At 39.3% G+C, this 15,398-nt stretch carries 10 protein-coding genes; 6 read left to right on the top strand and 4 right to left on the bottom strand.

Going from position 1 to position 15,398, the window contains the following annotated elements:
- The 3 genes from ASJ81_RS02425 to ASJ81_RS02435 form a co-directional block, all read right to left on the bottom strand.
- Positions 1 to 1,251: leucine-rich repeat domain-containing protein (locus ASJ81_RS02425; RefSeq protein ID WP_170943159.1), on the bottom strand; the 1,251-nt coding region annotated here is incomplete at its 3' end.
- Positions 1,252 to 1,452: 201 nt separating this feature from the next.
- Positions 1,453 to 2,130, bottom strand: coding sequence for a molybdenum cofactor guanylyltransferase (gene mobA, locus ASJ81_RS02430; RefSeq protein WP_095643099.1), 678 nt, complete (start codon positions 2,128 to 2,130; stop codon positions 1,453 to 1,455).
- A gap of 61 nt (positions 2,131 to 2,191) precedes the next feature.
- Positions 2,192 to 3,049 carry a molybdopterin synthase gene (locus ASJ81_RS02435; RefSeq protein ID WP_095643092.1) on the bottom strand — a complete coding sequence of 286 codons (858 nt, stop codon included), beginning with the start codon at positions 3,047 to 3,049 and terminating at the stop codon, positions 2,192 to 2,194.
- A gap of 251 nt (positions 3,050 to 3,300) precedes the next feature.
- Between ASJ81_RS02435 and radC the strand changes: the two genes are divergently transcribed.
- The 4 genes from radC (at position 3,301) to ASJ81_RS02455 (ending at position 8,132) form a co-directional block, all read left to right on the top strand.
- Entirely contained in the window at positions 3,301 to 3,990 is a 690-nt protein-coding gene (gene radC / locus ASJ81_RS02440) for a RadC family protein (protein WP_095643093.1), read from the top strand.
- A 286-nt stretch (positions 3,991 to 4,276) separates the two neighbouring features.
- Positions 4,277 to 4,849, top strand: a complete 573-nt coding sequence (locus ASJ81_RS02445; RefSeq protein ID WP_095643094.1) for a flavodoxin family protein — start codon at positions 4,277 to 4,279, stop codon at positions 4,847 to 4,849.
- A 407-nt stretch (positions 4,850 to 5,256) separates the two neighbouring features.
- Positions 5,257 to 6,168 carry a methanogenesis marker protein 11 gene (mmp11, locus tag ASJ81_RS02450; protein WP_095643095.1) on the top strand — a complete coding sequence of 304 codons (912 nt, stop codon included), beginning with the start codon at positions 5,257 to 5,259 and terminating at the stop codon, positions 6,166 to 6,168.
- A 158-nt stretch (positions 6,169 to 6,326) separates the two neighbouring features.
- Positions 6,327 to 8,132, top strand: a complete 1,806-nt coding sequence (locus ASJ81_RS02455) for a thiamine pyrophosphate-dependent enzyme (protein ID WP_095643096.1) — start codon at positions 6,327 to 6,329, stop codon at positions 8,130 to 8,132.
- Positions 8,133 to 8,403: 271 nt separating this feature from the next.
- Here ASJ81_RS02455 and ASJ81_RS02460 read toward each other — a convergent pair whose 3' ends face one another.
- On the bottom strand, positions 8,404 to 10,707 hold the full coding sequence (locus tag ASJ81_RS02460) for a PGF-pre-PGF domain-containing protein (protein WP_170943160.1): 2,304 nt from the start codon (positions 10,705 to 10,707) through the stop codon (positions 8,404 to 8,406).
- 1,051 nt (positions 10,708 to 11,758) lie between these two features.
- On the opposite strand from ASJ81_RS02460, the gene ASJ81_RS22510 reads away from it, so the two are divergent.
- Both ASJ81_RS22510 and ASJ81_RS02470 read left to right on the top strand, forming a co-directional pair.
- The gene (locus tag ASJ81_RS22510) at positions 11,759 to 11,923 is read left to right on the top strand and encodes a hypothetical protein (RefSeq protein ID WP_170943161.1); all 165 of its coding nucleotides are present in this window, start codon (positions 11,759 to 11,761) and stop codon (positions 11,921 to 11,923) included.
- Between the two features lie 799 nt (positions 11,924 to 12,722).
- The gene (locus ASJ81_RS02470) at positions 12,723 to 15,131 is read left to right on the top strand and encodes a DUF3160 domain-containing protein (RefSeq protein ID WP_095643098.1); all 2,409 of its coding nucleotides are present in this window, start codon (positions 12,723 to 12,725) and stop codon (positions 15,129 to 15,131) included.
- The last annotated feature ends 267 nt before the right edge of the window (positions 15,132 to 15,398 follow it).

The following is a 15,398-nucleotide window of genomic DNA, read 5'->3' on the forward strand; positions in this document are numbered from 1 at the left end:
CAACTCAACAATTTGAGAGGGAAGATACGTAAGTCGATTTCCAGACACGCTAAGTACAGTAAGATTTTCCAACTCTGAGATTTCAGGAGGTATTTCCTTCAGTTGATTGTCATGTATGTAAAGTTCCTTAAGATTTGTCAACTTTAAAATTTCAGTAGGAAAGGACGTGAGTTGATTATTATTCACCAAAAGTTCAGTAAGATTTTTCAACTCAACAATTTCAAGTGGTAGAGACGTAAGTTGATTTCCAGACACGCTAAGTTCAGTAAGATTTTTCAACTCTGAGATTTCAGGCGGTAGTTCCTTCAGTTGATTATCACGTATGTTAAGTTCTTTAAGATTTGTCAACTTTAAAATTTCAGGAGGAAAGGACGTGAGTTGATTTCCATACAAGCTAAGTATAGTAAGATTTTTCAACTCGGAAATTTGAGAAGGAAGAGAAGTAAGTTGAGCAGTATATACGTAAAGTTCAGCAAGATTCTTCAACTTGGAGATTTCAGGCGGTAGTTCCTTCAGTTGATTTTCAGACACATTAAGTTTAGCAAGACTTTTTAACTCGGAAATTTGAGAAGGAAGAGATGTGAATCTATTATCAAATACACTAAATTTAGTAAGATTTTTCAATTTGGAAATTTCAGGAGGAAGAGATGTGAGTTGATTATTATATGCGTAAAGTTCAGTAAGATTTTTTAACTCGAAAATTTCATGTGGTAGTTCCTTGAGTTGATTTCCAGATATATTAAGTTCAGTAAGATTTTCCAACTCTAAAATTTCAGGTGGCAGAGCCGTAAGTTGAGTTCTAGCTATATACAGTTTAGTAAGATTTTTTAACTTGGAAATTTCATGTGGTAGTTCCTTGAGTTGATTTCTAGATATATTAAGTTCAGTAAGATTTTTCAATTTGGAAATTTCAGGAGGAAGGATCGTAAGTTGATTTCTAGACACGTTGAGTGTAGTAAGATTCTTCAACTCTAAAATTTCAGATGGAAGGGCCGTAAGTTGATTTCTAGAAAGGTCAAGTTGGGTAAGATTTTTGAGTTTTAAGATTTCTGATGGAAGCGAAGTCAGTCCTTTGAACGAAAGATCTAGTATAGTCACATTGTTTTCTTCAGCTTTTATAATCAGATCTTTGATTTCTTTCAGTTCCATATTGTTTTCTTTAGCTTTTATAATCGGATCTTTGATTCTTTTCAGTTTCATATTATTTTCTTTAGCTTTTATAATCCAATCTTTGATTTTTTTTAGTTCCATCTGAAATCCCTGCCCTTAAGAAAAGAATCAAAAACTAAATAATTCTTTGAAACAACAATTATTGAAAACTTATTTTATAAAGTGACAACTCATTTTAAAAAATAGAATTCCTTGTCAGCTAAATAACTTTCGATTTTTATCGATAGTGAGTGAATAATAGAAAAACATGAGATTAGAAAAGCGGAAAATGAAGAATTGAATTTATTGTGAGTTTTCTTTCTTGCTCGAAAGTTCTATAGTACGTTGCATCTCATCAACCGTATTAATATTCGCAAAAGTCCTCAGTTCAGTATCAATTTCTCGAATTTCCGAAACCTCAACAAAAACAACATCCTTCATTTCAAGAACCGGCGTAAGTACAGAGCGTTTCCCTCTCTCAAACGCTTTTTCAATTTCAGGAATCATTTTCTTTGAGTAAACCGCATGTAGAGGCTCGAACTTTCCATCCTCCCATTTCGGAAGGGCAGCATCATGTCCGCTTGCTTTCTCAAAAAGCAGGTCTACAACCCTGGAATTCACAAAAGGCATATCCCCTGCACAGACAAAAGAATATTCTCCCCTGGATTCAAACAGCCCTGCCCGGATGCCTTCAAGTGGGCCAGCGTCTTCCAGAGTATCAAAACAGAAACGGATTTCATGGGCAGAGAATTTTTCAAGCACAGGCCTAAACTTTTCTTCCTGATTTTTGCCACGGAACGAGATAATAACCTCGTCCACAACCCGGAAAAGGCTTTCCAGCAGGCGCTCAAGAATTGTTTTTCCTTCGAATTCGAGAAGGACTTTTTCGACTGAGCCCATTCGCCTGCCCCTGCCGCCGGCCAGCACGATAGCGCTTTTAAATTCAGTTTGTTTTTGGTTTGGTTCTGTTTTTTCGCCCATTTGACCATTTCCAGGGTTTTCTGTGACTTTCGTTTCCTTTCTGCTTAGACTCGTTTTCCCTTTAATTTTCAGGATGTTCTCTGTCATGGACCCAGAATTCCTCTTTTTCCGTGAATTCCTTCTTCCAGATGGGAGCTTCAGCTTTTATGCGTTCTATTGCTTCGCTTAAGGCAGGGAAAAGCTCTGTCCTGTGGGCGGATGCGACAACAATGTATACTATGTCTTCTCCGGCTTTGATGACGCCTGTTTTGTGGTGGATCAGGACTTCAAGGATGCCTTCTTTTTGTTTGAGTTCTTCCCGTATCCGGTCAAGAGCCTTTGAAGCTTCCGGCTCGTATTTTTCGAATTCAAGCTTTGAAGTTCTCTCGTTTCCGGCTAGCTCTCGGACAATGCCGGAAAAGGTGCCTATTGCGCCTGCTTTTCGGATGGCAGGGTTTTTCCTGACTTTTTTTATTAGGGCTTCCAGGGTGTACCGGTCAGGCTGGGCTATGGCTATTCCTACAAGGGTGGCTGTAAGCTCCTCGTGCATATCGATGTCTGCCGGCAGCCTGAAAACAACGTTGGAAACACCCTTGAGGTCGCCAGTTACAATTTTCGGAAGATTGCTTTCCTTGAATCCCTCCACCACGGCAAAATCGAGACCCTGGTCGCAGAGCATGTCAAGCGCGTCTTCAAGGTTCAGATCTCTGGAAAAGCTGACAACCTCAGTACCTGCTGCTTCTGTGCCTGTTATTTCTATTACTGTGTCAGCTCCTGCATCAAAGTGTCTGCCTGCATCGATCTCTGCTGGATTGAGGAGCTGTCCCTCCATGTACTTTATCGTGCCTACGGTCCCGAACCCGGAAAGATTCCGGACAAGAGCAGAGACTACGGATTCATTACCCGATTCTTTATACCCGACAACTGAAATGACTTTCATCAAAGAGCGTTATGCACTCTCCGGTATAAGTAAGGGCCGGCATTTTTGATCTTTTCATAATTATATGTAGTGTGGTGAAGATTCAAATATTGAAACTTTGATATTATATGTAAACAGTTTTACTGACATTTGACTGATGTTAACTGACATTTGACTGACATTTGACTGACATTTGACTATCTTGCTTGATTAACTTGAAATTTGGATTTACATAGAAATTTTCCGTAAAAGGGAAATAGAGGGGGTTGATTATGGAAATAAATAAGGTCAGAATTCAGGACATTCCTGAAGAGGAACGTCCAAGAGAGAGACTTATCCGAAACGGGCCGGAATCACTTTCAAATGCGGAACTGCTTGGAATTATTCTCAGGACAGGATCAAGGGAAGAAAACGTTGTAAATCTGTGCAGCCGGATATTAACAGAATACAGCATCAAGCAACTCAGTCTTGCAAATATTTCAAGGCTTATGCAGGTTCATGGGGTAGGAAAAGCAAAAGCTGCCCAGATAGCTGCGGTTTTCGAGCTTGCACGTCGGCTTGAGACTTTTGTGGAAGAGCCTAAAAGAAAAGTTTGCTCGCCAAAGGACGTATATACACTTATGTACCCTAAAATGCGCGAACAAAAAAAAGAAAAATTTATAACACTTTGCCTTGATACAAAAAATCAGATCCTGAGAGAAGAAGTCATATCCGTCGGCAGCTTGAATGCGAGCATTGTTCATCCGCGTGAGGTATTCAAGTCCGCCCTTATGGAATCGTCAGCATCAGTAATTATGGTCCATAATCATCCTTCAGGGGATCCGAGCCCTAGCCGAGAAGACATAATGGTCACTGAGAAAATGGTAGAAGGAGGAAAACTCCTTGGAATTGACGTGCTTGATCATATCATTATCGGGGAAGGCAGATATGTGAGCCTTAAAGACGAAGGCTTTGTAAGATGAAATGACTTAAAGACCTGAACTCTGAATTTATAGACCCTATATATAGAAGAGTTTAGTGTAGAGAATTAAATGAAGAACTCTCAGTGTAGAAACTCAAAATGTAAAAACTCTGAATATTAAGCGTTCAATATAAAAGGTCTCAATATAATCACTTCCTGGTTACTTTCCGTAACTGAAACAAGAATAAAATAATATATTGAGAAATACGAAAGAATTAGCTGGAAAAATAGTTGAAAAATAGTTGAAAAATAGTTGAAAAATAGTTGAAAAAAAGTAGTTGAAGATTATGAAAGTTATAGGTATTAACGGAAGCCCACGAAAAGATGGCAATACTGCAATCCTGATTCAAACCGTATTTAAGGAATTGACAAAAGAGGGCATCGAAACCGAACTTATTCAACTATCTGGAAAAAACATAGAAGGATGCAAAGCTTGTTGGGCTTGCCATAAAAACAAAAATAAGCAATGTGTTATTACGGATGATTTTTTTAACGAATGTTTTGCAAAAATGCTTGCTTCAGATGGAATTATTCTAGGGTCACCGGTATATTCAGCGGGTGTGACCTCGCAAATGAAGGCCTTAATTGACAGGGCAAGCATGGTACTTGCAGGAAATAAAGGGGTTTTCAAGCATAAAATAGGAGCCTCAGTTGTAGCTGCTCGCCGAGGCGGTGCTATAAGTGCTTTTGATACCCTGAACAATTTTCTATATAGCAAAGAGATGTTTTTGGTAGGATCGAGTTACTGGAATATGGCTTACGGGAATGCTATCGGAGAGGTAGAACAGGACCAGGAAGGCATTAATAACATGAAAAACCTTGGTCAAAATATGGCATGGATATTGAAAAAAATTCAATAATAGTTGAGCGTAACTTGGCGTCTCCAGTGAATTAAAAATAAGGTTTCAGGATTTCCTTTAAATCTTCTGGAAAAGCAGCCAGCAAACCTACCGATAGAAAGATAAATAGTTGTTTTATAACGGTTAGCTCATAGGCGGACTTGAAGACCTCACGCAAGTCCGTACTATCAAGTTCACTCGTCTAATTTCACTTGTCTAATTTCACTTTATCGAGTTTCACCTCATCGAATTTACTAAAATTACGATATCTATATATATCTATAAGAGATGGGCATTTCGATAAAACAAATTTCCCTCCCAGTTTCTTATTCCTTAAAAAGGAGGTTTTCTGAATTACAAAACATATAAACGCCTGCGCACTGGACAGCAGGGATATTGAGGAAGTAATCCTGGATGATCCTTATACTGTGCCCTATAGGGGCATTTATGCTATCTGTGACGCGGCAAATGAGTATGCAGAGATAATTGAGCACTCCAACTGTTATAGTGGGGCCTGCTGGTCCCTCTACCATTATGCAAAAGCGCCACTTGTCCTGAAAGCCCGTTCGACCGGAAATATGATCCGTTATTTCATGAAAACCGGAATTTCAAACCTGGAACTCAAACCTTCTATCGCGGCTGCAGGTATCGAATCAGTGGTCGTGAAGGGGGATGAGGTAGAGATCACCTATGCCGGGTTAGGAGGCGGAGGTGTTGGTGCAACCCGTTGCAGAGCATTTGCAGACGGAATTCTTCGTTATAAGATATCAGAATCAGGAGGCGAGAAATGCGCAAGGGGGACAATTGCAGTTCCGCGTAGAGAACGCGTCCTCATAGGTATAGATGACACTGACTCAAAAGATGTAGGTGCCACCTGGACCCTGACCCATAACATTGCAAAAAAACTGGACTGCCATGAAGCTGTTTATCTTTCACATTCTCTTGTCCAGCTTTTCCCTGTCCCGGAAAAGACCCAAAACTGCATGTCTACTGTGCTTGAATTCGGCTGTGTGAATGATAAAGCGAAATCAAGGCTGATAGATACTTTCAAAAAAGCGATAAAAAAGTATACCGCTTCACCCCAAACCGGATTGGTTGTCCTTTCGGACTTCTATGCAAAAGGATTATATCAATACAGCAACCGCTGTCGGACTGAAAGGATCTCGAAAGAGGAAGCTATGCAGTGCGCCAGGGAAAACGGTGTGGAAGTCCTGCTTGACGGCAACGGAGTAATAGGTGCACTTGCTTCTCTTCCCTGGTTCGGAAGACCTGATGAGTCCATAATTCCCGGTACTGAGATCGAGCCTCTTACCATTGAGAAGCTTAAAAATAGTGTTTAAGAAATTAAGAAAACAGGATAAAAAAGTAAGGACTCCGAAGTAGGAATTTTAAACCGGGTTTAAATTACTTGAACACTGAGTTAGATGGAACTCAAGTCCAAACGGATTTTTCAAAACCTTGAATTCGGCATCTTCCGAATTCCGAGCGTGGGATCAGCTTGAAAGAAAAAAAAGAAGTACCAGAGTACACCGGGTTTCAAGCCCTTTACCTTGCAGCACTTGACAGTGATGTCAGCTTCATAACAGGTGTCCCAGGGTATCCTGTTACCTCCCTTATGGAACTTTTTTTGAGAATAACTGGGGGTAGAATAACTGGGGGTTATAGTGCCAGGTGGTTCACAAACGAGAAAGTTGCCCTTGAAACAGCTCTAGGATCGTCGGTTTCCGGCAGAAGGACGCTTGTGCTTGTAAAGCATGTGGGGATGAACCTGCTTTCGGATCCTCTTATAACCTCGGTCACACACACTATCGGAGCCGGCCTTGTCATAATTGCAGGAGATGACCCTGGTGCAAAGGGCTCTCAGAACGAGCAGGACTCTCGCTGGTATGGCCGGATAGCAGAGATAGCAGTGTTTGATCCGGCATCTCCAGATACGGCATACAGGTCACTGAGACGAGCTTACGAGCTTTCGGAAGAGACAAAGACACCTGTTCTTCTGAGGGTAACAGCAGGTCTGGAAAAAACTAAAGGAAAAGTAAACCGCCTTCAAAAGTCCTCAGCTCCTCATCCTCAATTTGACCGTGAAATCTGGAAAAAACGAATGGTAGAAAAACACAGGCTTTTTCATTTCAGGACATATCCCTTGCTGGAAGAGGAAGCTGAAAACACCGACCTTAATGAGGTAAGGAAAAGGACTGCCGAAAATACAGCAGACGGATCAGTTTCGGGACATGGGTATCTTGGTATCATTTCCTCAGGTTTCACGTCTTCGATCGTGGAAGAAATACTAAGTAAGCAGAACAAGTTTCGTGCTGAGGTTTCTTATCCTGAAGTCTCTCACCTGTCACTAGGCCTTGTAAACCCTCTTCCTCTCGAAAAGATAAAGGATTTTCTGAAGAGCAACCAGAAAGTGCTCGTGGCAGAAGAATCCGAACCTTTTATAGAAGAACAGATCCGAATCGCTGGCAAGGTTTATGGGAAGAAGACAGGACATCTTCCATACGGGCAGGTCAGGCCTGAAGATCTTGAATTTGCCCTTGAGCATATTGAAGAAGAAATTTTAAAACTTGAAGATACTACTTCTCTTGGAGCTGAAAATAAAAAAAGGGTTGGGATCTGCGATAACTGTGCGTACCTTCCCCTTTACCGCTTTCTTAGTACGCTTGACGTGCGGATTGCCGGCGACATGGGCTGTTCCGTCCGGAGCGCACCAGAGCCCCTTGTGGCAGTTGATGTTAGTTTTGCGCTTGGATCGGCAATTTCAGTTGCATGTGGCTTTGAGAAAAAAGGCATAGCCGTTATAGGGGATTTCGCCCTGGCGCATTCAGGCATTTTAGGACTCCTTAGTGCCGCGAATACAGGCTGTAATGTACTTGTGCTTGTACTCCAGAATGAGGTTGCAGCCATGACCGGCGGGCAGGCAGTCCCGGATCTCAGGAAAGTGGTTGAGGCAATAACCTCTGATGTTTTTGTCTTCGATATCGATGCCAGTGAAAAGGAAGTATTGGACGAAACTCAGAAAATAACGGATGAGACTGAGGAACAGGCAGATATAACAGGAGAAGTGACGGATAAAGTAGAAGAAGTAGCCAATAAAATAGAAGTAGAAGAAGTAGCCAATAAAATAGAAAAATTGACAGATAAAGCTGAGAATGAGGAGATCAAAGTAGAGAACGGATTCGAAAAGCTACTCCTTACTCCCAAACTTTCGAAACTAATCCAGGCAAAACTTGCGCTTCCCGGGCTTTCTGTAATATTCATAAAAGGGAAGTGCAGGAAGTATTGTTCTGGAATCTTTTGTTAATGTCTGGAGACCCAAAGTTCAAAAAAGTTGTAAGGTAAAACAACCGAAACCACAGTTATAAGAATGACTCTTAAACGGAATGACTCTTAAACAGTGAATCTTTAACAAAATGACTCTTAAACAGTGGATCTTTAACAAAATGACTCTTAAACAGTGGATTTTTAACAAAATGACTCTTAAACAGTGGATCTTAAACGGAATGTCTCTTAGACAAGGCAAATAATGGTTTTGCCAAATTTGACCGATATTCATTGAAACAACTCGTTCTTATCTATTTTCTTCTATACAAGAGTACGCTAAGCAGACAGACGATGCAGGAAATAATTTCAAAACCTGGCAGGTCCTTATTTTCTTTCTCAAAGATGCTTGCGTTTCCTGTCTTTTTATTCTCTGTCTTTTTATTCTCTGTTTTTGTGTTTCCTGCTTGCTCAGGCTTTTTTTCAACATCTGATCCTATATATCCATTATTTTGTTCAAGAATCTGAGGGTCAGGTTGAGGAAGGATTTCAGCCAGAATCTCTTCTTCTACCATTTTGCCTGTAATTACAAAAGAAGAGAATCCAGGAGTTTCGGCTGTGAAATACAGGTACATATCATCCTCATCTGACAGGCTGGTTGAAAGCGGATCCCATTTTGTGTCATTGTACATGTTCAGGATGATTGAAGACTGATCTACATTTTTATCCTTTATCCAGGATTTTTCAACCTTGAAACATACAACCGGATTTTCTATGTTCTTTGAGGTCGCAATTCCTCCATTCCCAACCCAGATATTAAGGGATCTGTAGACCTCTCCAGAAGGCAGTTCGGAAACTAGAGTAGATTTATCTTTCAGCATCTCTACAATGGTTGTGGTCTTACCAAGTGTCTTTTTTGCATAAAAGCCTACATAAACAACGCAGGTTGCGTTCCTTGTAAAATCAAACTTAATATTTTTGTCATTTGTAATGAAACCCTGCGAAAGTTCCTTTACCTCAACATTTTTTGCAGGTTCAGGGGAACCGCCTGCGCCACCGCTACCACTACCACTACCACTGCTTCCGTGGCTTTCATGGCCTCCATGGCTCTCATCGCCTTCATGGCCATCACTATCATCGCTGCTACCGTTATTGTCACTACTGTTGTTTAGCACCTCAAACTCTGATTTTGAGGCATACCAGGTGTTTCCGTCCATACCTATGTTTATCCTGTTTCCGTTGGGTTCAGGTTCTTTAGAGTAATCCGAGAAAGGATATCCGGCATCTATGCATGGGGAAGTTATGTTATCATTTACCCAACAGCTCCCATTCCAGCGGCCTGATTTTGATTTCAGATGATAGTCGTGTTTATCCGGGTCCGCATATTGAGGATCCACTATTATATCCGAAAGCGGATCCTGAATACCCATATAGTTCCCACCGGTGTTGTTATATAATGAGTTATTCTGCAGGATGAAAGCGTGAGTGTCTGTAAGCTTGTTACATATTCCGGATCCATTTCCTCCGACTGCTGATGTGCGTGTGTTCGTTATTATGTTATTTCTTACTGTAACCGTATACCCTGAACCAGCAGGAGCAGAGAAAAAGGCATCATTCTGCACGATACCAGCTCCATATGCACCATCTATCACGTTGTTTTCAATAATAGCGTTAAATCCGACGGACAAGATTCCGCCTATAACTTCGTTGCCTGAAACTGTTCCGGTATCATAGATCCGGTTATGGTGAATGTGGACATTAGTGGCCGATTCGGAATCTAATCCTTGTGAGAAAAACCAGATACCTGCAAGTGCAGTTTCATATATTGTGTTATTGTAGACCTCAATATCATCCATAGAGCCTTTATCCCTCTGGATTTCAATCCCTACTCCTCCAGAGCCCTCCGATGTAATTATATTATCGTAGAGTTTCGCATGGTTTGTGTTATATAATCTCAAGCCGCTGTTTGTCCTGCAGGTAATCCGATTATTGTAGGCTTCCACGTTTGAGGAGGCACTGGCATAAAGAACATCATGCCCTAATAAGTATGCTTCATTATTACAGAATGTTATATTAGAACAGTTGTCGGTCTTCAGACCATCTCCATGGTTATTGATCAGATGCATATCGTATACACTTACGTTTTGACAATCGCTGAGGTGCATAAGATTATGGTATCCGTCTCCACTTTTTATATTGGCATTTCCTTCCCTGTTTCCGTCAATAGTAAAACCTTGAATAGTAATGTTATGGCTACTGGAAGTATTTTCTTTAATCAAAGGTTTAGTGGATGACCATCCAGCATTTCTTACTAATTTTACTGTTACATTGGAATCTCCTTCAAGGATTGTGTTGCTGCCTATTAGAAGAGTATCGTCTATAACATATGTGAAAGGCCCTTTGAGATAAACAGTTGTATAGCCAGGGTTTTCTGTCACAAATTTGAGGGCCTGGTTAATCGGTATGTGATCGTTTTCTCCGGAGCAGTTGAAATCACCACTTCCATTTCCAGCAACGTAGACAACTGGTGGTGTTATGCATAAAACGACAGGAGTGTATGTAAGTATAAGAAAGCCTGTAAGAAAAACTACTTTTAATTTTTTATTTAACAGTTCCATCACCCATAGATTATCTTGAAGCTTGAACTCACATTCTAACGATTCCTCAGTTAAACTGCAAAAATCCTAAAAAAGTTCCAGACTTAAAATGAAATTAGATCTTGAAGACAATTTTTAAATAAGTATTAAACAGTTTCAAATAAGTTTATAAACAGGTTTAATAATTTTTAGCAGGTCTTATATAAATATAAATAGATGGTTAAATAACTTTAAGAAAATATTGAAATTGCAGTACTTTTCACCCATTTACATAATTACATACAAAATTTTTCTCTTGAACAAACTATTCCAATTTATGTAGTTTTATTGATTGTAACTTTTTATGTTTTTATCCAAATGTTCAGCCTGTAAGAAACGATTTTAATAGCTTCTTTAACGAGATTTAATGGACGATCTTTTTATGAACCGGAATGTATTAAATATTATCAATGGTTAATAATTGAGTAATTGGTTAATAATTAATTTTTTATAATTTTATTGCTGGCAGTATACTTATCTTTGATATTAAAAATCATTTTCTTCTTTAGGTAATACGAATATTTACATTTTACTTTCAATACAACTAGATTAACTTATTATAAATATTTATCTAGTTGGGCTAGTAAATCAAAGTCCAACATACAAAAAAATAAAAATAAAAATATAAAATATAAAATATAAAGAGAAAGATTTAATATGCTATCTTTTGTTGAGGCTATTTTCCCTGACCATCAACCGATAACCACTAAATGGCCTGAGTATTGAAGCTTTTGATATTCGATGATTATAGGTTTGAGCTGCAGTTTCTTCTTCCACTCTATAATGAAGTGCCCCCATAACTTTTAATATTTCAAATTAATGTTCACAATTGTGTTGTTCCCCAATTAGAAAATATCTCTCTAAATATATTAACCTCAATTCCTACTGGCTTTTATAATCAAAAGCATCATGTCAAAAAATAGATAATGAAGAAAAACCAATTATCTACAGGGAAAAATTGTTAGACACTTTTCAACATTTAAACTTTATACTTAAGAATTAGTACTCAAAAGGGAAATGAGGGGGAAAAAATTTGGAGAGAAAATCTAAAATTTTACTGACTATTGGGACTTTGTTACTGGTAATGGGTATGCTCCTGAGTTTTACCAGAGACCCATTTCTATGGGGGACAGGGACTGTAACTGCACTATTCATGATACTGCTTTTTAAGATAGATCCTCTAAGTCCGAATGAGTAAGGAAAAAAGGTAAGGGAGAAGAAAGGAAGGAAAAAAGGTCCTTTTTTCTTTTACTAAATATAAAGAATTTCAACTACCAGCACTTGAGATTTTTTATTAATCGGGTCTGTGGTATTATGAGTATTAAACTATACATTCTCAGAATATATCAGACTACATCAAACTAAATATTATCTGATATATAGAAAATTAAAACTTAAATTGGTTTTAACCTTTTTGACATCGTTTAACTATTCTGGCGTTTTCTACTTCTTTACTTTTAACATTTGTTCTATAGTTTGTCATATACGAGATTATATGATCTTTTTTATAATTAAATAATGTTTTCTGAATAATTTAAATAATAATTGACAACCATATAATAAGATTGCTTTTTAAATCTTTGACCATTTAATCCTTTATACATAATTTCGATCATAGGACAGAAAATATGAGTTATTAATAGAACTGTAATCATTAATGTGATATCTTTAATCAATAGTAAAAAATATTAACCACTAATATTAATTTCTGGACTAATAAAACGGAAAAATAAGACAGAAAAATAAAATGGAAAAGTAAAACGGAGAAAAAAACAGAGAAAGAAAATAGAGAAAGAAGCGGAGAAAGAAGCGGAGAAAGAAGCAGAGAAAGAAAACAGAGAAAGAAAATAGGGAAAGAAGCGGAGAAAGAAGCGGAAAAATAAAAAATTGTTTTTCGCTCAAGCCTTTTTTCAAAAGGCTTGCCTGAGAACAAAAACCTACCTTTCAGGCAGGCTCCTCCAGTTCAATACAAAATCCAAAGCGACCGAGATGAGACAATGAAGCACCGAGTAAAGCCAATTGTAACCAACTTAATCCTGTTAATAGTTTTAGCTTCCCTCCTTACAGAAGGATGCCTGGGACAGAGTTCCGGTGCAAGCAGGGAGAACGGAACAGAAATAAAAGAGGAAGACAGCGGAATCTCTCAAAAGAACCACCTTAGGACCGAGGAAGTAACTCTTTCAGGTTCAGAGGCTGAAAACTCCTCCATTACAGGAAACTACACGCTTGAAGCTCTCGATGTTGAGTTAAAAGTGCCTTCTTATGAATTGCCCCTGCAAACGAAAGAAATTTCGAACTATGGAGACTTTTCCGGCAAAATTCTTCTGGATAACTCAGCTCTTAAAATGCTGGAAAGCAATGGTTTCGTAGTAGTCGAAAACCCCTACGGTTCCTCAAAAGAAGACATAACTACAATGTATTCTACTCTCAAAGACCAGGAAATCCCTATTTTCATTACTACGGATTCCCTGCTGCATCTTTACCATATCCAGTTTGATGAAACACTGCGTAAGATCGAGGAGGAAGAGTTTTTCGATACTCTCTGGGAAACTGACCTTGCTCTGCTAAATGACTCTATAGAGAAGTATAACAGCACCACTGGTGAAGAACAGGAAGCTGCAAAGAGAAATATAGCCTACTTCTCAGTTGCTTTGAGCCTTCTGCAACCGAAGCCCGTACAGATACAGGCAGCAGAAGATACTTATGAAGATGTGGAAGAAGTAGATGATTACGAAGATGTGAATGAGGAGTTCCTTTTCCCTGCAGGTGCAGAAAAGCAATACCGGTTTGAGATTCCGGAATTCGTAAGAAAAGATGTTGAAGCCGAACTTGCTCTTATCGAAGCTCACCAGGGTTTTGAACTTTCCCCGATTTTCAAATATAAGGAAGACTATTCCCAGTATGCCCCTCGAGGCCACTATACTCGTTCCGAAAAACTGAAAAACTATTTCAAAGCTTTTATGTGGCACGGCAGGATGAGTATGCTGCTCAAGGAAAAATTAATCGAATCGGAAGACCCTGTAAAAGATGCTCGTATCCAGACTATTCAGGCCAGTTTAATTGCTTCTGAACTCCAAAAAAGGCCTGAACTTCTTAAGAACTGGGACCGTATCTACGAGGTTACAGCTTTTTACGTAGGTTTTTCCGACGACCTTGGGCCTTATGAGTATATGGAAGCTCTGGACTCGATCTTTGGCAATGGAGAAAGGGAATTTAATGAAACAACAATTGAGGGACTGAAAGCTAAACTTGCAGAGTATCCGGAGCCGAAAATTTACGGAGGTACAGGAAACTGTGCTCTGGAGCCACCCTTTACTTCCGAGCAGGCTGAAGAGTGCCTTGAAAACACCACAGGCTTCCGCTTCATGGGTCAACGCTTTATTCCGGACTCTTATGTGTTTTCGAACCTGGTCGGTGTTTATACGGGAGAATATACGGGAGAATATAACGAAAATGAGAAAACCTTTACTCTCGTAATTTCAGGAAACGGAGAAGCTATTCGCGGATTTCCACGTGGGCTTGATGTAATGGCCCTACTTGACTCGGGGAGGGCTGTTTACTGGCTTGATGAACTGAACGATTCCAGTTATAAAAATTACAGTCTTCGGTATGGAGAACTAGACTCGGAATTTTCGAACTTCAGTGCAACCGACTGGAACAGGAACCTCTACTGGTCCTGGCTTTATTCTCTCCAGCCCCTCTTAAAAACCTACGGTTCGGGTTATCCTACTTTTATGCAAACCAACGCCTGGCAGGACAAGGAACTGAGCACATCGCTGGCTTCATGGACAGAACTCAGGCACGATACCATTCTTTATGCCAAACAGAGCTATACTGCAAAAACAACCGCAATGCCTTTTCCTTCTAAAGAAAAAGAGGTCGTGGGTTATGTGGAACCTGTTCCTGATTTCTACGCCAGGCTGCTCGCCTTAACAAAAATGACAAATCAGGGCCTGGACGAAATGGGCGTGCTCGATCCGGTTTCAAAGTCAAGACTTGCGAACCTTGAAGATACCCTTTCCAGGCTTCAGGAGATATCGGAAAAAGAACTTGAAAACAAAAAATTAACCGATGAAGACTATGAATTTATCAAAAATTTCGGAAACCAACTTGAAGGTACTATAGCAGACGTTGACGAGAAAGCCAGGAAAACCACAGTTGTGGCCGATGTCCATACCGACAGTAACACAGAGACCGTGCTCGAAGAAGGTGTCGGGCATGTTGACATGCTGGTAGTTGCATATAAACTTCCGAACGGTAAGATCCTTCTAGGAGCCGGGCCCGTTATGAGCTATTACGAATTCAAGCAGCCTATGTCCGACCGTTTGACCGATGAGAAATGGAGAGAAATGTTAGAGGCAAACCCACCAAAAAGACCGGAGTGGGCATCCACCTACATTTCTTAATTTTTTTCTTAAAAATTTTTATATTTTTATATTTTTATATTTTTATATTTTTATATTTTTATATTTTTATTTCTTTCAATCTTTCGTGTTCTAATATTTCTATTAATTATTTTTACAGCTACTGTCCAGTGCATCTTTTGTGGATCTAACTTACTAGACTTCTGAATAGATTAAAATATTTTAATAGATAATTTATGAAAGTTAAGTTTTGAAATTTACCTCCCTCTCCCCTATAAGCCTATGCAAGTCTTCGGTTGCAAAACAGGA

It is taken from the genome of Methanosarcina spelaei, assembly GCF_002287235.1.
Taxonomy (GTDB): domain Archaea; phylum Halobacteriota; class Methanosarcinia; order Methanosarcinales; family Methanosarcinaceae; genus Methanosarcina; species Methanosarcina spelaei.